The sequence below is a fragment of the Pseudomonas sp. GM78 genome (assembly GCF_000282475.1).
In the GTDB taxonomy this organism is placed as follows: Bacteria; Pseudomonadota; Gammaproteobacteria; order Pseudomonadales; family Pseudomonadaceae; genus Aquipseudomonas.
The window spans coordinates 21,578-42,807 of record NZ_AKJF01000069.1 but is presented as its reverse complement, the minus strand read 5'-3'; the positions used below and the strand labels follow the sequence as shown (position 1 = coordinate 42,807).

Genomic DNA, 21,230 nt, shown 5'->3' with positions numbered 1-21,230 from the left:
ATTAATCCTTCCGCTTAAGAAGCTCACCACGGGCCGCTTTCTGGGTTTCCGTGAGGATGCCACGCAAAATATTCATTTCCGCCCGGCTGACCGAGCTGCGTCCGTACAACCGGCGCAGGCGCGCCATCAAGTGCCGTGGCTTTTCCGGGTCGAGGAATTCGATGGCCACCAGGGTTTGTTCCAGGTGCTCATAGAATCGCTCCAGCTCATCCATGGTCGCCAGCTCAGCGCTTTTGACCGATGCCACTTCTTCCTTCTCGACCTTGGTTGGCTGACCTTGGGCGGCCAGCCAGGCCATGCGCACCTCATAACTCAACACCTGCACCGCCGCCCCAAGGTTCAGCGAACTGAACTCAGGGTCGGATGGGATGTGCACGTGATAGTGACATCGCTGCAGCTCGTCATTGGTCAGGCCGGAATCTTCACGACCGAACACCAGGGCGATCTCGGCGCCCTGCCCGGCTTCCTCGACCACTTTGGTCCCGCATTCGCGCGGATCGAGCAGCGGCCAGGGAATCCGCCGGTCGCGAGCGCTGGTGCCCAGCACCAGATTGCAACCGACCAGGGCATCTTCCAAGGTGGCGACGACTTGCGCCTTTTCAAGGATGTCACCGGCACCGGAAGCGCGGGCATCGGCCTCGTGGTGCGGGAACAGGCGTGGTTCGACCAGCACCAGGCGCGACAGCCCCATGTTTTTCATGGCGCGCGCGGTCCCGCCGATATTGCCCGGATGGCTGGTATTGACCAGGACGACACGAATGTTTTGCAGCAAGGGAGGCGCTCTCGAACACATTATCGGGAGCAGAATCTTACAGCGCTCACTACCGTTAAGCCATGAAAGCGAACGTCGTCCTTCTCCTGTAGAAACTTTCTGATAGAATGCCCGGCTTTCTTTAACAACCTTAGGTGACACATCCATGCAGCCCATGCTGAATATCGCGCTGCGCGCCGCCCGCAGCGCCAGTGAATTGATCTTCCGCTCCATCGAGCGCCTGGATACCATCAAGGTCGACGAAAAAGACGCCAAGGATTACGTATCCGAGGTGGACCGCGCCGCTGAACAGAAAATCATCGACGCGCTGCGCAAGGCGTACCCGAATCACTCGATCCTTGGTGAAGAAACCGGGATGCACGCCGGCTCCGGCATCGAAGGCGAAGAGTACCTGTGGATCATCGATCCGCTGGACGGCACCACCAACTTCCTGCGCGGCATTCCTCACTTCGCTGTCAGCATCGCCTGCAAATACCGCGGTCGCCTGGAACACGCCGTTGTCCTGGACCCGGTTCGCCAGGAAGAATTCACCGCCAGCCGTGGTCGCGGCGCCCAACTGAACGGCCGTCGCCTGCGCGTCAGCGGCCGTACCAGCCTGGACGGCGCCCTGCTGGGTACCGGCTTCCCGTTCCGTGACGACCAGATGGACAACCTCGACAACTACCTGGGCATGTTCCGCGCCCTGGTAGGCCAGACTGCCGGCATCCGTCGCGCTGGCTCGGCGAGCCTGGACCTGGCCTACGTGGCTGCCGGCCGCTTCGACGCCTTCTGGGAGTCGGGCCTGTCCGAGTGGGACATGGCGGCAGGCGCCCTGCTGATCCAGGAAGCAGGCGGCCTGGTGAGCGACTTCACCGGCGGTCACGACTTCCTTGAAAAAGGCCACGTCGTTGCCGGCAACACCAAATGCTTCAAGGCAGTCCTGACGGCCATCCAGCCGCACCTGCCGGCCTCGCTGAAGCGCTAAGCGCCCCAAGCGACAGAAAAAGCACCCTTCGGGGTGCTTTTTTTATGCCTGGAATTCACCACAGCCCCCTGTAGGAGTGAGCCTGCTCGCGATAGCGGTGTATCAGCCAGCATTTATTTTGGATGACAGACCGCTATCGCGAGCAGGCTCACTCCTACAGGGGTTGGTGGTGATGCGGAAATCGCGGGCATAAAAAAGCACCCCGCAGGGTGCTTCTTTTTCAATCTCACTTCAGCGGATCAATGCGCCTGCTGATTCTCCGACAAGATCAACTTGCCCTCTTTATCCACAGGGATCTGGTTCCCCGGATCGCGATCCATGCGCACCTTGCCTTCCTTGCCATCCAGCGAATAACGCACGTCGTAACCTACAACCTTGTCGCTGATGTCATGCACCGTATTACAACGGGTCTGGGTCGTGGTGTAGGTGTCACGCTCCTGCATGCCTTCCTGAACCTTGTTTCCGGCATAACCACCACCGACAGCGCCTGCAACCGTGGCAATCTTCTTGCCGGTGCCGCCGCCGATCTGGTTACCCAGCAAACCACCCGCCAGCGCACCTACCACGGTACCGGCGATCTGGTGTTGATCTTTGACCGGCGCCTGCCGGGTGACCGCTACATCCTTGCACACTTCACGTGGAGTCTTGATTTGTGTCTTGATCGGTTCAACGGCGAGCACTTGCGCATACTCAGGGCCGTTATCTTTAACCAGACTGTAGGTGGCCACAGCACCACCGGCAGTCACACCGACAGCACCCAGTACAGCACCAACCAGCATCGACTTGTTCACATGAACCTCCTTACCATCACAGGCGGGATTAACCGCTCTTCTCCTAGCCTTGGAGCATAAAAAAAGGCGCGAGTTCAACTCGCGCCTTTTTGGACTACATCCCTGGAAGAAGCTTCACTCAAGGACGGTCGTCGATTTCCTTCTCGGTGTTGGCCGCAGGAATCAGGTCTTCAGAACTCAGGTTCAGCCAGATCAGCACCACGTTGGCGATGTAGATCGACGAGTAGGTACCCGCCAGAACACCGATGAACAGGGCGATGGAGAAGCCGAACAGGTTGTCGCCACCGAAGAACAACAGGGCCGCGATCGCCAGCAAGGTGGAGATCGAGGTGGCCATGGTGCGCAGCAGGGTTTGCGTGGTCGAGATGTTGATGTTCTCGATCAGGCTGGCCTTGCGCAGTACCCGGAAGTTCTCACGAACCCGGTCGAATACCACGATGGTGTCGTTGAGCGAGTAACCGATGATCGCCAGTACCGCCGCCAGCACCGTCAGGTCGAAGGTGATCTGGAAGAACGACAGGATACCGATGGTCACGATCACGTCGTGGATCAGGGAAACGATCGCACCGACCGCAAACTTCCACTGAAAGCGGAACGCCAGGTAGATCAGGATGCCGCCCAGCGCCATCAGCATGCCGAGGCCGCCCTGGTCGCGCAGCTCTTCACCCACCTGCGGGCCGACGAACTCGACGCGCTTGACCGTCGCCGGGTTTTCGCCGCCGACTTTCTGCAGCGCTTCAGCCACCTGGTGACCCAGTTGCGGGTCTTCACCTGGCATACGCACCAGCAGGTCGGTAGTGGCACCGAAGTTCTGCACGATGGCTTCGTGATAACCGGCGGTAACCAGTTGTTCACGCACCTTGGTGACATCGGCCGGACGCTCGTAGGTCAGCTCGATGAGCGTACCGCCGGTGAAGTCCAGGCCCCAGTTCATGCCCTTGGTGGCGACGCTGAACAAGGCCAGCACGGTAAGGAACAATGTGACGCCGAACGCAAAGTTGCGAACGCCCATGAAGTTGATTGTACGTAACATGGCAGCCCCTTAAATCCACAACTTCTTGAAGTCACGTCCGCCGAAGATCAGGTTGACCATCGCGCGGGTCACCATGATGGCCGTGAACATCGAGGTAAAGATCCCGAGGGACATGGTCACTGCGAAGCCCTTGACTGGGCCGGTGCCCATGGCAAACAGGATGCCGCCGACCAGCAACGTGGTCAGGTTGGCGTCGAGAATCGCAGTAAATGCCCGGCCGAAGCCTTCGTTGATTGCGCGCTGCACGCTCATGCCCGCGGCGATCTCTTCACGAATCCGCGAGAAGATCAGCACGTTGGCGTCGACCGCCATGCCCATGGTCAACACGATACCGGCGATACCCGGCAGGGTCAGCGTTGCACCCAGCAGCGACATCAGGGCCAGCAGCATCACCATGTTCACCGCCAGCGCGACGGTGGCGATGATGCCGAAGAAGCGGTAGATGGCGATGATGAACAGCGAGACGAACAGCATGCCCCACAGCGATGCATCGATACCCTTGGTGATGTTGTCCGCACCCAGGCTCGGGCCAATGGTGCGTTCTTCAGCGAAGTACATCGGCGCGGCCAGGCCACCGGCACGCAGCAGCAGCGCCAGTTCGGACGACTCGCCCTGGCCGTTCAGGCCGGTGATACGGAATTGCGCACCCAGCGGCGACTGGATGGTCGCCAGGCTGATGATTTTCTTCTCTTCCTTGAACGACTGCACCGCTACGTCTTTCTCGACGCCATCAACCACTTGCTTGGTGTAAGTGGTGACCGGACGCTGCTCAATGAAGATCACCGCCATGCTGCGACCGACGTTCGAACGGGTCGCGCGGCTCATCAACTCGCCACCATGGCCATCCAGGCGGATGTTCACTTCTGGCGTACCGTGCTCGCCGAAACCGGCCTTGGCGTCAGTTACCTGGTCACCAGTGATGATCAGGCCACGCTCGATCAGCGCAGCAGGACGATTGCCCTCACGGAACTCGAAGGATTCGGAAGTGGCTTTCGAAGCACCCGGCTCAGCGGCCAGACGGAATTCCAGGTTGGCCGTCTTGCCGAGGATACGCTTGGCTTCGGCAGTGTCCTGCACGCCCGGCAGCTCAACCACGATGCGGTTGGCGCCCTGACGCTGGACGATAGGTTCGGCAACACCCAGCTCGTTGACGCGGTTACGTACCGTGGTCAAGTTCTGCTTGATGGAGTATTCGCGGATTTCCGCCAGCTTGGCCGGGGTCATCGCCAGACGCAGCACCGGTTGGCCATTGAGGTCGGCCGGAACAATGTCGAAATCGTTGAAGTTCTTGCGGATGATGGTGCGGGCCTGTTCGCGGGACGCTTCATCACTGAAACCCAGCTGAATGGCACCACCCAGTTGCGGCAGGCTGCGATAGCGCAGTTTCTCTTTACGCAACAGGCTCTTTACATCGCCTTCGTACACTTTCAAGCGTGCATCGAGGGCTTTGTCCATGTCCACTTCCAGCAGGAAGTGCACACCACCGGACAAGTCCAGGCCCAGCTTCATCGGGTGCGCGCCCAGGCTGCGCAGCCATTGCGGGGTGGTTTGTGCCAGGTTCAGTGCAACGACGTAGTCATCACCCAATGCCTTGCGCACTACGTCTTTGGCCGGCAGCTGGTCTTCAGCCTTGGTCAGGCGAATCAAGCCGCCCTTGCCGTTGGCAGCCAGGGTGGCAGCCTTGACGTTGATCCCGGATTCCTTGAGCGCAGCGCTCACACGGTCCAGATCAGCCTGATTGACCTGCAGTGCAGTGCTTGCACCGCTGACCTGAATGGCCGGGTCATCAGGATAAAGATTGGGAGCGGAATAAATCAGACCGATCGCCAGCACCGCCAGGATCAGAATGTATTTCCACAGAGGGTATTTGTTCAGCATCACGCCGCCCGCTTATGACGCGGGGCGCCTTGCGCGCCCCGTCGATTGAGTAGAAGTTGAAACTTAGATCGCTTTGAGCGTGCCTTTTGGCAGCGTGGCGGCGATGGCGCCTTTCTGGAATTTCATTTCGACGGTGTCGGAAACTTCCAGGACCACGAAATCGTCGGCCACTTTGGTGATCTTGCCGGCGATGCCGCCGGTGGTCACGACTTCGTCGCCTTTCTGCAGGCTGCTCAGCAGGTTCTTCTGCTCTTTGGCGCGCTTGGCCTGTGGACGCCAGATCATCAGATAGAAGATGACCAGGAAGCCGACCAGGAAAATCCACTCAAAACCGCCACCCATTGGGCCTGCCGCAGGTGCAGCAGCGTCTGCCATGGCATTCGAGATAAAAAAGCTCATTTAGCACTCCAGTTGCAAATGTTGAATCTTGGGGTCAGAAAACTCAGTCCAAAGGCGGCACGGGTAGCCCGCGTTTGGCGTAGAAGGCATCGACAAAGGCGGCCAATGTACCCTGTTGAATAGCCTCGCGCAAACCAGCCATAAGCACTTGATAATGACGCAAGTTATGGATGGTATTGAGCATGCTCCCGAGCATTTCGCCGCACTTGTCCAGGTGATGCAGATAAGCGCGGGAGAAGTTCTGGCAGGTATAGCAATCGCAGGTCGGATCCAGCGGCGAATCATCATGGCGATGGAACGCGTTACGGATCTTGATCACGCCGGTATCGATGAACAGATGCCCATTGCGGGCATTACGGGTTGGCATCACGCAATCGAACATGTCCACACCGCGGCGCACACCCTCCACCAGATCTTCCGGTTTGCCAACGCCCATAAGGTAACGAGGTTTGTCAGCCGGCATCTGGGCTGGCAGATAATCCAGCACCTTGATCATTTCATGCTTGGGCTCGCCCACCGACAGACCGCCGATGGCCAGGCCGTCGAAGCCGATCTTGTCGAGGCCTTCCAGGGAGCGCATGCGCAAATCCTGGTGCATCCCGCCCTGAACGATACCGAACAGCGCCGCCGTGTTGTCGGCATGGGCGTTTTTCGAGCGCTGGGCCCAACGCAGCGACAACTCCATGGACACGCGAGCGACGTCTTCGTCGGCCGGATACGGCGTGCATTCGTCGAAAATCATCACGATGTCCGAGCCCAGGTCACGCTGGACCTGCATCGACTCTTCCGGCCCCATGAACACCTTGGCGCCGTCGACCGGGGAGGCGAAGGTCACGCCCTCCTCCTTGATCTTGCGCATGGCGCCTAGGCTGAACACCTGGAAACCACCGGAGTCGGTCAAAATCGGGCCTTTCCACTGCATGAAATCGTGCAGGTCGCCGTGCTTCTTGATCACTTCCATGCCCGGGCGCAGCCACAGGTGGAACGTGTTGCCCAGAATGATTTCAGCGCCAGTGGCCTCGATATCCCGCGGCAACATGCCCTTGACCGTGCCGTAGGTGCCCACCGGCATGAAAGCCGGGGTCTCGACGGTACCGCGCGGGAAGGTCAAACGACCGCGACGAGCCTTGCCGTCAGTAGCAAGTAACTCAAACGACATACGACATTGGCGACTCATTCTTTGTCCTCAGGGCCACGTGGTGCGGGGTTACGGGTGATAAACATCGCATCACCGTAGCTGAAAAAGCGGTATTCGTTGTCGACGGCGGCTTTATAGGCGGCCATGGTTTCCGGATAACCGGCAAACGCCGAGACCAGCATCAACAACGTGGATTCAGGCAAATGGAAATTGGTGACCAGGGCATCGACCACATGAAACGGCCGGCCCGGGTAGATGAAAATGTCGGTATCGCCGCTGAACGGCTTGAGCACGCCATCGCGGGCAGCGCTTTCCAGGGAACGCACGCTGGTGGTCCCCACCGCCACCACACGACCGCCGCGAGCGCGACAGGCGGCAACCGCATCCACCACATCCTGGCCGACTTCCAGCCATTCGCTGTGCATGTGGTGGTCTTCGATCTTCTCGACGCGCACCGGCTGGAACGTGCCTGCGCCCACGTGCAAGGTCACGAACGCCGTCTCGACGCCCTTGGCGGCAATCGCCTCCATCAGCACCTGATCGAAATGCAGCCCCGCCGTCGGCGCCGCCACCGCGCCCAAACGCTCGGCATAGACGGTCTGGTAACGCTCGCGGTCCGCGCCTTCGTCCGGGCGGTCTATATAAGGAGGCAGCGGCATGTGCCCGACGCGGTCGAGCAGCGGCAACACCTCTTCGGCAAAGCCCAGCTCGAACAACGCATCGTGCCGCGCCAGCATCTCGGCCTCGCCACCGCCGTCGATCAAAATCTTCGACCCGGGCTTGGGCGACTTGCTGGAACGCACATGGGCCAGCACGCGATGACTGTCCAGCACCCGCTCCACCAGGATTTCCAGCTTGCCGCCGGAAGCCTTCTGGCCAAACAGCCGCGCCGGAATCACCCGGGTATTGTTGAACACCATCAAGTCGCCAGGGCGCAAATGCTCCAGCAAATCAGTGAATTGACGGTGTGCCAGGGCGCCGCTGACCCCATCCAGGGTCAACAGGCGACTACCGCGACGCTCGGCCAAAGGGTGGCGGGCGATCAGCGAATCAGGAAGCTCGAAAGTAAAGTCAGCAACGCGCATGATGGGGTTCGTCTAGCAGGGCCGGGAAGTCTAGCGGAAATATCAAAAATTCTCCATGTACCTGATTGACCGACGGTTATCTCATCTCTATACTCCGCCGCCATTGCCCTGATGGCGGAATTGGTAGACGCGGCGGATTCAAAATCCGTTTTCGAAAGGAGTGGGAGTTCGAGTCTCCCTCGGGGCACCATGTATATATGTCCAGCGGTCCCTACCAGACCCTGAACATCAGAGAAACCGGCCCTTGAGCCGGTTTTTTTGTGCCTACGATTCCCAGCGGTTCCCTTGTAAGCCCGGTTTTATGTGAGTAGATTTGTGAGTAGATCGAGTTCGGTCAAAATCTCTACTCACATTTTCACCGCCAAGAGGCTACCGCCGTGGCTCTCACCGATACAGCGGCTCGCACTGCCAAGCCCCGCGAAAAACTCTACCGACTGACCGACGCCGCGGGCCTGTGCCTGGAAGTCACCCCCAACGGTTCGAAACTCTGGCGATTCCGCTACCGTTTCGGCGGTAAAGCGAAAATGATGGGATTGGGGGCTTACCCCGCCGTCACCTTGGCCAAGGCCAGGGAGCGCCGCGAAGATGCCCGCCGCCTGCTGGCCGATGGCATCGACCCCACCACGCACAAGCAAGACGAGAAGCGCGCCCAGGCCGCTCACGTCCACATCTTCGAAGAGCTGGCCCGCGAGTGGTACTCCTACAACTCTCCCCGTTGGGCGCCCTCCACTGCCGCCAAGGCGCTGCAATACCTTGAGGCTGACATTCTCTCGGCCATTGGCCAGCGTCCACTGCAAGAGATCACTCGGCCCGACCTGGTCGCCCTAGTGCGCCAGGTGGAAAAGCGCGGCGCACTCAACGTCGCCGGAAAGGTTCGCCAGTGGCTGAGCCAGATATTCCGCTATGGCCTGGCCAAGGGGTCGGTGGACTCCAATCCAGCCACAGACCTGGACGTAGTCGCCGCTATCGCACCGAGGACGAAAAACCACCCGCACGTCCCGCTATCGGAGATCCCTACCTTGCTGAGCAAGCTGGATGCCGCCAAGTGCGACGTGATGACCCGTATGGCCGTGCGCTTGCTACTGCTCACTGGCGTGCGCCCTGGTGAGTTGCGGCTTGCGCCGTGGGAGGAGTTCGACCTTGAGTCAGCCACCTGGACAATCCCCGCCGCCCGGATGAAAGCCCGTCGACCGCACATCGTGCCCTTGCCCCGCCAAGCTGTGGCCACGCTGCTGGAGCTCAAGGAAATTACCGGCAGTTATCCCATCGCCTTCCCTGGGCGCAATAACCGCGAACGCCCCCAGTCGGAGAACACAGTGAACAAGGCCCTACACCAGATCGGCTATGAGGGTCGGCAGACCGGCCACGGATTCCGCCACCTGCTAAGTACCGAACTGAACAGCCGAGGCTATAACCGGGACTGGATCGAGCGCCAACTTGCCCACGGCGACCAAGACGAAATCCGCGACACATACAACCATGCCCATTACTTACCACAGCGACGCAAGATGATGCAGGAGTGGGCCGACGCCATAGACGCGATCTGCACTGGCGCGAATGTGGCTTCCATCAGGAGAGCGAATTAATGGAAGAGCTTGACACTCCGACTCAGCGCAGAATTGGTATTCACATTGATGAAGTTATTTCAAAACTCTCCAGCTCTCTAGAGAGCAAGGGTTTAATTCCTATGAGCGAAATAATTGACATATTCAGGTTACACGGAAAACAAGGCAGCCCCGTATCACCTGAGTTTCACCGGAATATTGATTGTGCGTTTGAGCTTCTGGAAACAATTTCTGCTGAAAGTGACGAAATTGCCAAAGGAATTAACATCGCAATGATGACCCTGGCAACTGCACTTCTTGAAACAGTCATCCAGACCAGCTCCCAAGCGATTAACCGAGAAATGGCTTCATTCAAGGGGATCAATGCGAGAAACAAGGCTCTAGCCGAAGCGGCGGCGCAAGCTAGAGAAGTCGCACAACGGAAATGGGCTGATGATCTCGAGGGAGGAATCAGGATCGGAGATATGGCCCAACTTGTTTACGCGGAGCTGCATGCCAACGGCCTCGAACGCTTCCTACCTAAAGACCCGGATGCCGTAAGAAAGTGGATCAGGCCAGTTGCGCCAAGTCATGCCATGAAGCCAGGTCGCTCCAAAAAACCTGGCTAGCGCATCGGAAATGGTATTTGACGTGATGGAAAACTATTTTAACGTCGCGATTTACTGATTTTTTATACAGCCAAGCCGGAACAATATTGGTCATCCCCAGAACGCCCAAGGAGGCGCTAGGAATGACTACTCAAGAACCCCGCCGCTTTATCCGCATCAAAGAAGTCCTGTCGATCACATCCCTGAGTCAGTCGGAACTGTATCGCCGCATCAAGGCCGGTACGTTTCCTGCTCAGGTGAAACTGGCACCAGGCCATGTCGTTTGGGTGCAATCCGAGGTCGATACTTGGGTAGCTGAGCGCATCGCCGAATGCCGTGGCGAGGTGGCGTAATGGATGCCCTTTCAAGGTCGCCACGAAGTTGGTATGCAATGATTTTGCAGACCTCCACTCATGCCCTTTTTTCTTACTCGTGCCCACTTTTCTCTCTCGTGCCCACCCTTATGCGTGGGCACGAGTGGAAAAAAAGGGCACGAGTAAGACTTGCACCGAAAAATTACCCACTGTATCGTCCCCCTGTCGCTGCCAAATCAGCGACCGACCTTGGCGGGTCGATCAGTAGACGGCGCATCAGCGCCCCCATCACGATTGCAGGCGCTTTTTTTGTGCCCGCATCATTGCGTTATGGCGGGTTGTGTAGGAGCACCTTAGGGTGCGCCGGGCTCCGTTTACCCCGGTCCGCCAATCCTATGCAACTCGCCACCCTTATCTGCTTGGCGGCAGAACGCGGTGGCTCCAGTGAAGTAAACGGAGCTACATCCATGACCACCTTCATTCCGTCCAAAATCCGCGCACTGGCTCACCGCCGCATGGCTCTGAGCGCCCTCCGAGCAAACTCGTCCCTTTCCGTTCGCTTGAAACGCTATAACCACCATATGGATCAAGTCCGCGCCCTGAAATCCCAAGGGGGTGAGCAATGAAGCTGCAGACCTTACCGGCCGTCGTGGCAATCGAAGGTGTAATCCTCTCTGACGCGACGCTAGATGCGCATGACATGGCCTCCATGAACTTCGCCAGGGAGGAGCACGGAAAGCTGGAAAAAATCCTACTGACGTTCGTGATACCGGCTATGGGTGGTTACAACAACGAACTGGCCTGCGATATCGCACGGCACATCGAACAGATACGCACTTTCAGTGGCAATTTCTGCTGGCGGCATCGTCACCTAGGCGCCTCCTTTGGCGTGATTGGTAACCGGAGCGAAGTAAACGGTGGGGATGCGCGATGAACAAGCAAGCGACCGTCGCTACTATCGCAAACGACGCCATCAATCAGTTGGAATGTGCCCGTGAATACATCGGGTGGTTTGATTCCCTTGCTTGGGCGATCAGCAGTTCACTCAAACAATGCCATGAAGATCATGCCGTGCGTCTAGCAGGCGTTGCTCAATACTTGGCCCACGACTATCACAACATGATTGATTGTGATGTTAAAAGCCTGAGTGAAAAACTTAACACTCTTAGTCTAAGGACCTAACAATGACGAATTATCAACAGCGCCCAGTTGCGCTGACGGGATCGGCTTGTCTGGATAAAGTCCTTAGTTGTCTCGATAAAGTTAAACCTGCTGGTGCGCAAAAGTGGAAGGCCTGCTGCCCTGCACATGATGACAAAAATCCAAGTTTGGCTATTAGCGAAACTTCGGACGGTACTGTTTTACTCAAGTGCTGGGCCGGGTGTACCGCTCAAAATATCGTTTCGGCTATCGGTCTGGAGTTACGCGATTTGTTTCCTGGCTCAAAGCAACCACGTCGCGGGCCAAGTAAGCAGGCCATTGAACATGAGCGCGCAGTTTACCTAATCGGCAAATCGCTGCTCGATACAGGGAAATTGTCCGAGGACGATCTGCAACGCTTCAACCTCGCCAAACAGCGTCTGGGGGTCCAATGAACAATAAAGATCGATTTGCAGATCAGTGGAAAGATCCGATCAGCCCGCCCCCACAGGGAACCAGTCTCAAAGCAGTGCCCATCGCGCCTACCGTATGGAAAGTAAACGCAGTCAGCGCCGTCAATATCAAACCGGTGGCTATTCGCTGGCTGTGGCCTGGCTGGTTGGCCAAGGGCAAGTTGCACATCCTTGCTGGCGCTGGTGGTACCGGGAAGACCACGCTGCTCATTAGCTTGATCGCGACCATAACCACAGGCGGACGCTGGCCAGATGGTGAGATTTGCCCAGAGCGCGGCAACGCGCTCATTTGGTCGAGTGAGGATGACCCAGCCGACACGCTGGTGCCGCGCCTGATCGCTGCCGGTGCTGACTTATCGCGGGTGCACGTCATTCAAGGGCGCCTCAACGCTCAGGGTGAAGCTGACCCCTTCGATCCATCGAACGACATCGGTTTACTACGCGACACCGTGCGCGAGCTGGGCGGTGTGTCATTGCTGATGCTCGATCCGGTGGTCAGTGCTGTGAAGGGGGACATGCACAAAGCCAATGACGTGCGCCGCGGCTTGCAAGGTGTGGTGGACTTCGCCGAGGCCAATCTCTGCGCCGTGGTCGGTATCAGTCACTTCGCCAAGGGCGGTGCGGGTTCCTCTCCGACTGATCGCGTCATTGGTTCGCAAGCTTTCTCCGCGCTGGCCCGGACAGTGCTGGTGGCCGCTAAGCAAGAAGACTCAGACCAGCGTGTATTGGCGCGGGCTAAATCCAACATCGGTACCGATGAAGGCGGCGTGACCTACACCATCGAGCCAGTCGATATCAGTGGCGGAATCGAAACCACCCGTGTGCTGTGGGGTGCTGCTATCCAAGGGAGTGCCCGCGAAATTCTGGGGGAAGTTGAAACAGCGGGTGACGACGAGACGGCAGACCCGGATGACCCTGCCGATTGCCTGCACCGAATATTGAAAGACAACCCGCTCGAAAGTAACGAAGCCAAAGCCTTGATGAAGCGCAACGGCTACACCGAAAAGCAGATTCGGCGGGCGCGGGAAAAGTTGTCTGTGGTGGCGATCAGGACGGGCAACAAAAAGGAAGTGAAGTCCTTCTGGTCACTGCCCCAAGCAGAAGGCCCATTCGTGCCGTTTCCTCCATTCGTGCCCTCGGAATCTCATTCGTGCCCAGTAAATAACGTGGGCACGAACGAGGAAAAAGGGCACGAATGGAGCCAATACCTCAAAGGTCCACTCCCTGATGGCACGCACCTCCCGACCTTGGACGATGCCGATTCGGAGGAGATTTGATGGCCGCCCTCGCTTACCTGCTCAATCTCGGGTTCGCGGCAAAATTGAGCGGAAAGCGCGTTCGGGTCTCGCCCGCAAGCAAGCTCAATGACCAGGTGCGCGCCTACATCAAAAACCACCGGCTCGAACTGCTGGCTGAGTTGGCATCGAATGATGGGATTGAGCGCCGCTGTCATTGGCAGGTCATGAGCAACGGCAAGCCGCTCTGCACGATGATCGGGGAACCCATGACGCGAGCAGAAGCCATTGATGCAATCCGTTGGCGCTGGCCGCAGGCCGACCTTGTATAGGCCAAATACCATTGTTGGATGGCGCAGATCCGCGCCATCCACCAACGGCGCCGATCTCAGATTGAGGGTGAAGAGATGCATCCAGATTTGGTTGCATCGAGGGCGGCGGCCTTTTTAGAGGACACCCGCCATCAACCACCAATGAGAAAGACCACTAACGCTCGCACCGTTACCTGGTCGTTAGCGATTGCTCACTCTAATACTCATTTGCTTGCGTAATTATCGATGGGTGTCGTTGCGCGAAACGACACCCCGCTGTGGGTTTGAGGGATGCGCTCTGATGTGAGCGCATCTTCTCACATCAATTTGAGGAATTATCTTGAGGCTGGAATCATGACCACGCTGCACGTCACACTTACCGATGCCGAGATCCGCAAGCAGGCAGCTGGCCAGGTGCGCCAGTTGCGCGACCCACGGTTTCCTGAGCTGCGCTTTCGCTATTCCACGTCCGATCGTACCAAGGGCTCCTGGCATGTGGTGGTGCGCGGCAAGTGGGGCAAGGCCGGCAACTATCCCGGAATCAACGCCAAGCTGATGCAGTCGGCACTTCCCGCGATCCTAGTGCGCAGGGCTGTCGATCCGGACGCGTCCTCAACCGAAAACGCCTGGGTGACGACGGGCGACCTGCTGCTCTGGTACACCGACCGGATGCTGCGCGACCGTAGTCTTTCCGCCAAGCGAAAGGCCGGGGCAAAGTCGGCGCTGTCCTGTCACCTGGTGCCGAGGCTTGCCAATCTGCCACTCGCCGATCTGAATAAATCGTCACTCGATAACCTGCTGATGTGGCCACTGCAGGAGCGGTATGCGCTGTCGTTCGTACGCCTGGTCTACAACGTGCTGGCCGTAGCAATGCGCCAGGCCCACCGCCTCGGACTGCTTCGCCTCAATCCGATGACAGGGCTGAAATTCAGCGACTTCGTTTCCGCGCGCATCAGGCCCAAGCCCTCACGCTTGCGCGGTGACGATCTTCCGGAAGTACTGGCCAAGGTGTCAGAGGCATTCGACTCCCGGCCCACAGAGGCCATGTTGGCACTGATGATGCTGTGCCACGGCACGCGGCTCGGAGAAACCCGTATGGCGCTGTGGCGCAACGTCAACCTAGGCACCGGTCAGTGGTTCATACCGCAGGCCGATACGAAGACCAAAGCGGAACACCTGCTGCCGTTGACTGGGCAAGTCTGCGCCCTGCTGCAGCGGTACCGGGCTCGCCAACAAGCGAGCGGCTACCAAGGCGCGTACGTGTTCCCCGGCATTCGCCGCAGCGCCATGACGGCCACCACAGCCACCGCCGTGTTCGCCTCCCTAAGTCATCACCAGTGGACAAGCCATGACCTGCGCAAGGTGGCTCGAACCGCGTGGATGGATCTGGGCATTGATTACCTGGTGGGCGAGATGCTGGTGAACCACGCCCTGAAGAACATGGACGCGACTTACATCCACACCACCGCCGAAACCCTAAAGCGCCAGGCATTGGAGAAGTGGCATGACCGTCTCGATGACTACGGCCTGAGTGCCGTTGGCGCCGAGACAAACGTGAGACAGAAAAATTCGAGAGAACCGCTACAGACCATAGAAAACACGGCGCTCAGCGAAATTAGCATTCCACTACAGGGGAGTATGTAAATGCCATGAACGACAACACCGACTACAGCCGACCGCGCCGCGAACCGTTCCCTACCACGTTGGCCACCATGATTGCGCGCAAGGCGTCGATCATGGCTGAGCACCTTGAACAGCAAGCCATTCGCTCAATGGTACGCGACGCACAGCGTGCGCTGGATCGCGGCATCGATGTGGATCAGATAGCCCGTGAGATGGAGTTGAGGTAATGCCACAGAAACTATCCGAGGCATGCAAAGCCACGATCTGCAACCTGCTGAAGAGTCGCTTGGCGTTGTTCACGCTCATGCGAAAGATGGAACCCAGTAGGAGGTGGAATGATGAGCAGCATTGAAGACGAAATTGCCACACGCCTGGCCGCCGCCGGCGTCGTTCCACTGATCGGGGGCCTGGTGCCGGAACCGGCTACGGCCGATCTGCTGGGATACGCCCCGAGCTATCTGCGTAGGCTAGCCGCCGACGGCCTAGCACCCATTCCCTTCGTGCGCCGAGGCAACCGAAGGTTCTACAAAATCACCGATATCGCACGCTTCGCGACGGATACCGCCGCATAACGCCTAAGTTAGCCGAAGACTGGTATTGGCGTGCGCGCATAACGTAGTCGGCATGAACTCACGCCATGCGCTGGGGGAATGAAACGCCTCTTCACGCCCTGCGCTGTTGAGGCGCCCATAACATCCAATGGGATCGCCCGATGACCACCACACACCAGAAAAGCTGGGACAAGCTGCGAGCTTCCCTGGCCGCGAATCAGCAACCGACGGAGAGTCGGCAGGTGCTGCAAACAATCACCCAAGAGATTACAGAAATGGATCACGACATCGGCCAAGTGGTAACCGCGCTCAAAGCACACAAGGAAACCATCGAGGGCCACGGCGAGAAGCAGGGCGAATTCCACGCCCGTCTGCTGGAGCTGGAACAACGTGCCGTTGCCGGCGGACTGAAGCAAGTCACCGATCCGCACGCAAAAGAAATCAACGTCGTCAGCGCTGCAATAACCGAGACTGAAGGGCTCGGCAACATCAGAGCGGGCCAAAAGTCCACCGGGCGCATTACTGTCACGGCCGGCGTCCGTGCTGCGGTGACAAACCCGGGCAAGGGGACCGCAGGCTCTACCAGCTATCCTACGGCGCCGGTTCGGGCACCTGGTATCCAAGGGATTCCACAACCTCGACTCAGCCTCCTGGACGTACTGCCGATCGTGCCCGTCGAAGGTTCTACTTACGAGTATGTGCAGCTCGATGGCTATCTGAGCGGAGCCGCTTACCAGACAAAGGAAGGCGACGAGAAGTCAGAGGGCCAATTGCCTACCAAGCTTTCCCGAGCAGAGATCGCAACCATCGCCACCTGGATCCCGGCGAGCCTGCAAGTCCTCAACGACAACAGCCAGCTCGAGCAACAGGTCGGCCTGCTGATGAGCGTCGGTGTACGGCAGAAGCTCGAGCAAGAGCTGCTCGCGGGCGACGGCGGTGATGGCGAGATCTTGGGCTTCATCGCCCAGGCCCCAGCCGCCGGCATCACCACCGGCAAGCCAGTCGATCGCGTTGGGCTGGCCCTCACTGATCTCAAAGCTCTTGGCTGGAACCCCAATGTGATCGTGATGAATCCACGCGATTGGTTCGCCATCGAGAGTGAGCGGGCTGATACCGCTGATGGTGGTGATGGCCAGTACGTGATCGGTACCCCGCGAGACCCGGCGCCGCCAAGCTTGTGGGGTACTCCCGTCGTGGTGACGATGGGGATGCCGGAGCTCGGCGCCCTGGTGCTGGATACTTCGACTACTGCTCTGCTCGATCGGCAGGAAGTCACAGTGGAAGCCAGCCGACACGATGGCAATAACTTCCGGCGCAACCTGGTCACGATCTTGGCCGAGATGCGGGCAGGTCTGGCGGTGTATGCCCCGACATCGATGCGCCTGGTCAGCCTGACCCCAACCCCGTAACCAATCATTGAGAGTGATGGCGCAACTCTGCGCCATCGCCGAGGGCTAGCTATGTATCAGCAACCTGAACCCCTACCCAAGCCAATCCAGCAAGCGCTCAATCAGATCGCGCACAGCCGCGCTCTGCTCTATCAAGCTGCGTGCCGCGACAAGATCCGCAAGGAGATTGACGAGCTGCTGGCCAGTGGCATGAGCCACCAGGAGGCAATCGAAGCGCTTCGGACCAATCCGCCTACGATCGATCCGATCTACTGATCTGGCTAGTCGGTGGGGGCGGGTCGAAACCGTAGAAGCTTGCGCACAGGACACCGCCCCCGACCGCACGTGGAGATTTTTTTCCCCTCTCAGGATTTTTGTTAACAGTCTGTTAAAGCTCTGCAAACCTCAACCATTGCCAGACGCACCAAGAACAAGGGCTGTGCCTGCTTTTCAACAGTATTTTGGCTGTTAAAAATTTCAGATTTTGTTAAAGGCGATGTTAACGGAGCCCCCTCCATTCTCGGTCAGCAAGAACGCTTCCAGGCAGCTTGCCAAGTGACGGACTTAATCGCTAAACCTCATGTCATCGGAAATCACGTCTGGTACGTCACCACCATCGTCAAGGGTGGGAGAGAAGGAATTGACGGACCTCAATTCACAGAGGAGGCTCGCATCGCTGCCGATCTTATGAAAGCGATCTACCCATTTACCCGCGCCACAAATTCATCACAATTCGCAGCCTGGAATCCACCGCCCGTAAGACCAATGTAAGTGGCAACCCAGTTCCCATCTGTATCGATCAGCGGGAATGTGGGCGTTCGATCATCAGTGCCTCTATCTGCGCAGGACAGCGTATGAATTACGCACCCAATGAGCGGCTGCGCACGGTCCGACCTCAAGGTCGACCTGGTCACCAGGTTCGGACGTAAGCTTTTGATGGAAGTAGATAGGCCGTTGAGCAGGCCGCGGGCTCTCGGTGCTATTTCCCGGCTTCGAGCAGTGCATGCATGACTCCAAAGACCGGACCATTGTTTTCGCCATAATCCACAGCGAGCGCAACATAATCACGGATTAATTGGGTGATCCACCTTGCCCTACTTGGATGTGAATAGCGCCGGTGATTTTAGGCAGCAAATGCGCTGACAGCCTGCGGACGGCCATTGGTCTCGCCTTAGTATTTGCGGCAATTATTTCAGCTTGGAGCTGCGAGTGGGGAGGTGGGAGCGGGTTGGTTCTGCACCTCCCATCTGAACGCTGCTTGCGTAACAACATTCCGTCAGGCTCAACCGAGTCGAAATTTCTGGGCTAAGGATTGCCGTGAGGGCGAGGAGATGCGCATAGTAAGCGCTTCAAGCCCCCACCAGAGAACGGACGCTCGTTATGTTAAAACGAATTCGATTAATTCAAAATGTAGGACGATTCCGAGAGTGCGCGCCTCCAAAGATCGAGTTTGGCCCCATTACTTTTATCTACGGCCTGAATACCTACGGCAAATCCACTCTGGGCGACATATTCTCGAGCCTACGCACCTCTGACACATCGATTATCAAAGCCAGGACAACCATACCCTCGGATTCTACACCTCAGAAAATCGAGCTGAGTTTCGCAGGAGAGTCGCAACCCGAAACAATTGTCAGATATGCGAATGGCGAGTGGAGCAGAAATTTTCCTAGCGAACTCAGTCTTCATGTTTTTGATGATGGCTTTTACCACAAGAATTTATTCTCCTCTCGCCAATTTACGCGAGCGACAAAAGAAGCATTTAGCGCCTTCATCCTAGGCGAACAAGGCGTAGCCAAAACCAAAATCATTACCGAGAAAAACAAATTAAAAAACGAGCTCACACGTGACCTTGGGAAGATTACAGCTCATGCTTTCAGAGAGATAACTGACCTTCCCTCTTTTTTAGAACTTGAAATTTTAGAGCCCATCGAGACGCTGGAAGAAAAAGTAGCAATTTTGCGCTCGGATTACGATGCACTGAAGAAACAGCGAGGAAGCATTCAGAAAATCAGCACTCGAAAAGAGCTAGAGACGACAAACTGGCAAAAAGATTTTAGCCAGGGTCTAAAGGCGATAAACGCGACGCTAAATGAATCAATGAAGTCGCATCAAGAAACCGCCCGGAAAGCTGTAGCAGATCATATAGCCCATACTTTTAAAGGTGATCGAGGCGCCGAGGCCTGGATACGGCAAGGTTTATATTTCCGTAAAGGTGATGATTGCCTGTTTTGTGGACAGCACCTATCCCTAGACGCACTTGAACTTATAGACATCTACGAGCACAGCTTTGATACTTCCTTTGAGACAAATTCCAGAAGAATAAATGACTCCTTAAATACCAGCATTTCCGCAATCAAAAAGCCAAACACTGCCCAATTAGCATCATTAATAACCCGCAACAAAGAGCCACTCGCGAGCTACCCTGAATTAGAAAACTCAGATTATTTTTCAAACGTGATAAAGTTTATCGAGGGCGTGGAGGATGAAATCACAGCCGCCATAAAGGAGTGGGACTCTCAGTGGCCAATTTTCTTTGATTCATTATCCGCTACAGTGGCTAGAAAGAGAGAGACCCCCAACCTAGAGCTACCTGCCGCAGATGACCTTGGGTTGATTCAGATTGAGCAACGGCTTTCTACGCTGTGCCACAACTACGACAGCTTTGTCGAACATGCTAATACCGCCATCGCGCAGTTTAAAGCGACAGTCAACATTGACGACCTTGAACGCGGAATGAACGAAATTGTCGATTTGGGCAAAACAATAAACACGAAAATCTCTAGAATCAAACTCGAGCCACAATGCAAAGAGTACAGCTCAATTTTAACTAGACTCAAGTTTCTTTCGAAAGAAATACCAACTCTTAATTTAGAATTGGTGGCAGAGCAAAGTGATTTTCTAACTCGTTACTTTCGAAAAATAAATGAGTATTTTGAAAAATTCGGCAGCGAGGATTTTGAGTTAGCCAAGGGCGAAGACAACAAAGGACATACGCCGATATTTTATCTAAAGGTTAAATATCGGGGCCATGATATTTCAGAAAGAAACCTTGAACAGGTATTTAGCGAATCAGATAGAAGGGCACTAGCTCTATCGGTATTTTGGGCCGGAGTAATCGAGAGCGAGCCAGGGAAAATGGAGAACTCTATCGTGATACTAGATGACCCCATTACATCCTTCGACTGTAATCGGATGACTTCAGCACACATGGAAATAGTAGAGCTGTCAAAAAGTGTCCGCCAAATATTAATATTAAGTCATTTCGAATATGGCATTGCTGCGTTCCTTAATGTCTACAGAAATCAACTTCCAATAAAACTCATCGCTATAACTAAGACCGAGCGATCGTCAGACCTTGAATTGCCGGACGTTGACACTTTCATTTCAACAGAACATGAAAAGCGTAGGACCAAGATTTTCGAGTTCATCGCGGGCGGAACCGACAACCATAGCGCTGCGGATTTACGTGTATTTTTTGAAATAGAGTTATCACTCAGATTTGCGGAACAAATAGCCAAGAACAAAATTACCGAATTCAACCTCTCAGACCGCATTGATAAATTACGATCATGCAAGATAATTTCAGATACGGTAGCGAACACAGCACATCAATTCAGAATAGTTTTGAATCCCACTCATCATATTTGGCAAAGTAACAACATTGAAGATCAACGAAACATAGCGCGCAAGCTAATATCCTTTATCTACGCTGAGTTTTTACCAAACCAGTAGCAAGGAGGATCAGTCTTAGTCATCCCTACTAACGTTTATAGACGAAAGCGGCCTCAAATCAGACACCTGACCGGAAGGGCTTAGACGCAAAAACCGGATCCTCTTGGGAAACCAAATGCCAGCCGATGGCTGATAGCGCTTTCCAGCTTTGGGGTGTATTTGGGGCACGCGAGCGAATAACACCGGCCAGACCCATACAGGAGTAGGCCTAAAGGCTAAGGTTCCATTCCGCCCCTGGCCCCACTGAT

General features: G+C 56.4%; 23 protein-coding genes and 1 tRNA gene. 17 read left to right on the top strand and 7 right to left on the bottom strand.

Translation table 11 applies throughout. The annotated features are described in order from the left end of the window. Position 1 precedes the first annotated feature (1 nt). Positions 2 to 772 (bottom strand): tRNA (cytosine(32)/uridine(32)-2'-O)-methyltransferase TrmJ, encoded by a 771-nt coding sequence (gene trmJ, locus PMI35_RS21100; protein ID WP_008057726.1) that lies wholly within the window; start codon positions 770 to 772, stop codon positions 2 to 4. 145 nt (positions 773 to 917) lie between these two features. Here trmJ and suhB point away from each other — a divergent pair, with 145 nt between their 5' ends. After that, complete coding sequence (gene suhB, locus PMI35_RS21105) at positions 918 to 1,736, top strand: type III secretion system regulator SuhB (protein WP_008057724.1); 819 nt, start codon at positions 918 to 920, stop codon at positions 1,734 to 1,736. A 239-nt stretch (positions 1,737 to 1,975) separates the two neighbouring features. On the opposite strand, the gene PMI35_RS21110 is transcribed toward suhB, so the two are convergent. From PMI35_RS21110 to queA, 6 genes are all read right to left on the bottom strand, one after another. Beyond that, entirely contained in the window at positions 1,976 to 2,527 is a 552-nt protein-coding gene (locus tag PMI35_RS21110) for a glycine zipper 2TM domain-containing protein (protein ID WP_008057721.1), read from the bottom strand. A 118-nt stretch (positions 2,528 to 2,645) separates the two neighbouring features. Next, entirely contained in the window at positions 2,646 to 3,560 is a 915-nt protein-coding gene (gene secF / locus PMI35_RS21115) for a protein translocase subunit SecF (RefSeq protein WP_008057719.1), read from the bottom strand. 9 nt (positions 3,561 to 3,569) lie between these two features. After that, a complete protein-coding gene (secD, locus tag PMI35_RS21120; protein ID WP_008057717.1) occupies positions 3,570 to 5,438 on the bottom strand; it encodes a protein translocase subunit SecD in 1,869 nt (622 codons plus the stop codon). 63 nt (positions 5,439 to 5,501) lie between these two features. Continuing rightward, positions 5,502 to 5,837 (bottom strand): preprotein translocase subunit YajC, encoded by a 336-nt coding sequence (gene yajC / locus PMI35_RS21125; RefSeq protein WP_007982729.1) that lies wholly within the window; start codon positions 5,835 to 5,837, stop codon positions 5,502 to 5,504. Positions 5,838 to 5,880: 43 nt separating this feature from the next. Further along, the gene (gene tgt, locus PMI35_RS21130; RefSeq protein WP_162135911.1) at positions 5,881 to 6,996 is read right to left on the bottom strand and encodes a tRNA guanosine(34) transglycosylase Tgt; all 1,116 of its coding nucleotides are present in this window, start codon (positions 6,994 to 6,996) and stop codon (positions 5,881 to 5,883) included. Positions 6,997 to 7,010: 14 nt separating this feature from the next. Beyond that, complete coding sequence (queA, locus tag PMI35_RS21135; protein ID WP_008020244.1) at positions 7,011 to 8,060, bottom strand: tRNA preQ1(34) S-adenosylmethionine ribosyltransferase-isomerase QueA; 1,050 nt, start codon at positions 8,058 to 8,060, stop codon at positions 7,011 to 7,013. A 105-nt stretch (positions 8,061 to 8,165) separates the two neighbouring features. Between queA and PMI35_RS21140 the strand changes: the two genes are divergently transcribed. The 16 genes from PMI35_RS21140 (at position 8,166) to PMI35_RS21205 (ending at position 20,982) form a co-directional block, all read left to right on the top strand. Continuing rightward, positions 8,166 to 8,250 (top strand) — tRNA-Leu (locus PMI35_RS21140). Positions 8,251 to 8,437: 187 nt separating this feature from the next. Next, entirely contained in the window at positions 8,438 to 9,646 is a 1,209-nt protein-coding gene (locus PMI35_RS21145; RefSeq protein ID WP_008057712.1) for a tyrosine-type recombinase/integrase, read from the top strand. After that, on the top strand, positions 9,646 to 10,233 hold the full coding sequence (locus tag PMI35_RS33300; RefSeq protein WP_008057710.1) for a hypothetical protein: 588 nt from the start codon (positions 9,646 to 9,648) through the stop codon (positions 10,231 to 10,233). The genes PMI35_RS21145 and PMI35_RS33300 overlap by 1 nt, the downstream gene beginning before the upstream one ends. Positions 10,234 to 10,355: 122 nt before the next feature. Beyond that, entirely contained in the window at positions 10,356 to 10,565 is a 210-nt protein-coding gene (locus tag PMI35_RS21150) for a helix-turn-helix transcriptional regulator (RefSeq protein ID WP_008057709.1), read from the top strand. A gap of 428 nt (positions 10,566 to 10,993) precedes the next feature. Then, positions 10,994 to 11,152, top strand: coding sequence for a hypothetical protein (locus PMI35_RS34930; RefSeq protein ID WP_162831843.1), 159 nt, complete (start codon positions 10,994 to 10,996; stop codon positions 11,150 to 11,152). Beyond that, a complete protein-coding gene (locus PMI35_RS21155) occupies positions 11,149 to 11,460 on the top strand; it encodes a hypothetical protein (protein ID WP_008057705.1) in 312 nt (103 codons plus the stop codon). Before PMI35_RS34930 ends, PMI35_RS21155 begins: the two co-directional genes overlap by 4 nt. Then, a complete protein-coding gene (locus tag PMI35_RS21160) occupies positions 11,457 to 11,708 on the top strand; it encodes a hypothetical protein (protein ID WP_008057703.1) in 252 nt (83 codons plus the stop codon). The genes PMI35_RS21155 and PMI35_RS21160 overlap by 4 nt, the downstream gene beginning before the upstream one ends. A gap of 2 nt (positions 11,709 to 11,710) precedes the next feature. Then, positions 11,711 to 12,121: a hypothetical protein gene (locus PMI35_RS21165; protein ID WP_008057701.1), complete on the top strand. Its 411-nt coding sequence runs from the start codon at positions 11,711 to 11,713 to the stop codon at positions 12,119 to 12,121. Then, positions 12,118 to 13,416 carry an AAA family ATPase gene (locus tag PMI35_RS21170; protein ID WP_008057699.1) on the top strand — a complete coding sequence of 433 codons (1,299 nt, stop codon included), beginning with the start codon at positions 12,118 to 12,120 and terminating at the stop codon, positions 13,414 to 13,416. Before PMI35_RS21165 ends, PMI35_RS21170 begins: the two co-directional genes overlap by 4 nt. Next, entirely contained in the window at positions 13,416 to 13,706 is a 291-nt protein-coding gene (locus PMI35_RS21175; RefSeq protein ID WP_008057696.1) for a hypothetical protein, read from the top strand. Before PMI35_RS21170 ends, PMI35_RS21175 begins: the two co-directional genes overlap by 1 nt. 333 nt (positions 13,707 to 14,039) lie before the next feature. After that, positions 14,040 to 15,329, top strand: coding sequence for a tyrosine-type recombinase/integrase (locus PMI35_RS21180; RefSeq protein ID WP_008057694.1), 1,290 nt, complete (start codon positions 14,040 to 14,042; stop codon positions 15,327 to 15,329). Between the two features lie 5 nt (positions 15,330 to 15,334). Continuing rightward, positions 15,335 to 15,535 carry a hypothetical protein gene (locus PMI35_RS21185; RefSeq protein WP_008057692.1) on the top strand — a complete coding sequence of 67 codons (201 nt, stop codon included), beginning with the start codon at positions 15,335 to 15,337 and terminating at the stop codon, positions 15,533 to 15,535. Between the two features lie 111 nt (positions 15,536 to 15,646). Further along, entirely contained in the window at positions 15,647 to 15,880 is a 234-nt protein-coding gene (locus tag PMI35_RS21190; protein WP_238543160.1) for a helix-turn-helix domain-containing protein, read from the top strand. A 140-nt stretch (positions 15,881 to 16,020) separates the two neighbouring features. Further along, on the top strand, positions 16,021 to 17,268 hold the full coding sequence (locus PMI35_RS21195; protein WP_008057687.1) for a phage major capsid protein: 1,248 nt from the start codon (positions 16,021 to 16,023) through the stop codon (positions 17,266 to 17,268). 51 nt (positions 17,269 to 17,319) lie between these two features. Beyond that, the gene (locus PMI35_RS21200; protein WP_008057685.1) at positions 17,320 to 17,523 is read left to right on the top strand and encodes a hypothetical protein; all 204 of its coding nucleotides are present in this window, start codon (positions 17,320 to 17,322) and stop codon (positions 17,521 to 17,523) included. Between the two features lie 1,104 nt (positions 17,524 to 18,627). Continuing rightward, complete coding sequence (locus PMI35_RS21205; RefSeq protein ID WP_008057683.1) at positions 18,628 to 20,982, top strand: AAA family ATPase; 2,355 nt, start codon at positions 18,628 to 18,630, stop codon at positions 20,980 to 20,982. The last annotated feature ends 248 nt before the right edge of the window (positions 20,983 to 21,230 follow it).

Excerpts from the sequence above, each read along its gene's own strand:
- suhB (WP_008057724.1), top strand. The coding sequence starts at position 918 with ATGCAGCCCATGCTGAATATCGCGCTGCGCGCCGCCCGCAGCGCCAGT.
- secF (WP_008057719.1), bottom strand. The coding sequence starts at position 3,560 with ATGTTACGTACAATCAACTTCATGGGCGTTCGCAACTTTGCGTTCGGC.
- secD (WP_008057717.1), bottom strand. The coding sequence starts at position 5,438 with ATGCTGAACAAATACCCTCTGTGGAAATACATTCTGATCCTGGCGGTG.
- yajC (WP_007982729.1), bottom strand. The coding sequence starts at position 5,837 with ATGAGCTTTTTTATCTCGAATGCCATGGCAGACGCTGCTGCACCTGCG.
- tgt (WP_162135911.1), bottom strand. The coding sequence starts at position 6,996 with ATGTCGTTTGAGTTACTTGCTACTGACGGCAAGGCTCGTCGCGGTCGT.
- queA (WP_008020244.1), bottom strand. The coding sequence starts at position 8,060 with ATGCGCGTTGCTGACTTTACTTTCGAGCTTCCTGATTCGCTGATCGCC.
- PMI35_RS33300 (WP_008057710.1), top strand. The coding sequence starts at position 9,646 with ATGGAAGAGCTTGACACTCCGACTCAGCGCAGAATTGGTATTCACATT.
- PMI35_RS21150 (WP_008057709.1), top strand. The coding sequence starts at position 10,356 with ATGACTACTCAAGAACCCCGCCGCTTTATCCGCATCAAAGAAGTCCTG.
- PMI35_RS34930 (WP_162831843.1), top strand. The coding sequence starts at position 10,994 with ATGACCACCTTCATTCCGTCCAAAATCCGCGCACTGGCTCACCGCCGC.
- PMI35_RS21155 (WP_008057705.1), top strand. The coding sequence starts at position 11,149 with ATGAAGCTGCAGACCTTACCGGCCGTCGTGGCAATCGAAGGTGTAATC.
- PMI35_RS21160 (WP_008057703.1), top strand. The coding sequence starts at position 11,457 with ATGAACAAGCAAGCGACCGTCGCTACTATCGCAAACGACGCCATCAAT.
- PMI35_RS21165 (WP_008057701.1), top strand. The coding sequence starts at position 11,711 with ATGACGAATTATCAACAGCGCCCAGTTGCGCTGACGGGATCGGCTTGT.
- PMI35_RS21170 (WP_008057699.1), top strand. The coding sequence starts at position 12,118 with ATGAACAATAAAGATCGATTTGCAGATCAGTGGAAAGATCCGATCAGC.
- PMI35_RS21175 (WP_008057696.1), top strand. The coding sequence starts at position 13,416 with ATGGCCGCCCTCGCTTACCTGCTCAATCTCGGGTTCGCGGCAAAATTG.
- PMI35_RS21180 (WP_008057694.1), top strand. The coding sequence starts at position 14,040 with ATGACCACGCTGCACGTCACACTTACCGATGCCGAGATCCGCAAGCAG.
- PMI35_RS21185 (WP_008057692.1), top strand. The coding sequence starts at position 15,335 with ATGAACGACAACACCGACTACAGCCGACCGCGCCGCGAACCGTTCCCT.
- PMI35_RS21190 (WP_238543160.1), top strand. The coding sequence starts at position 15,647 with ATGAGCAGCATTGAAGACGAAATTGCCACACGCCTGGCCGCCGCCGGC.
- PMI35_RS21195 (WP_008057687.1), top strand. The coding sequence starts at position 16,021 with ATGACCACCACACACCAGAAAAGCTGGGACAAGCTGCGAGCTTCCCTG.
- PMI35_RS21200 (WP_008057685.1), top strand. The coding sequence starts at position 17,320 with ATGTATCAGCAACCTGAACCCCTACCCAAGCCAATCCAGCAAGCGCTC.
- PMI35_RS21205 (WP_008057683.1), top strand. The coding sequence starts at position 18,628 with ATGTTAAAACGAATTCGATTAATTCAAAATGTAGGACGATTCCGAGAG.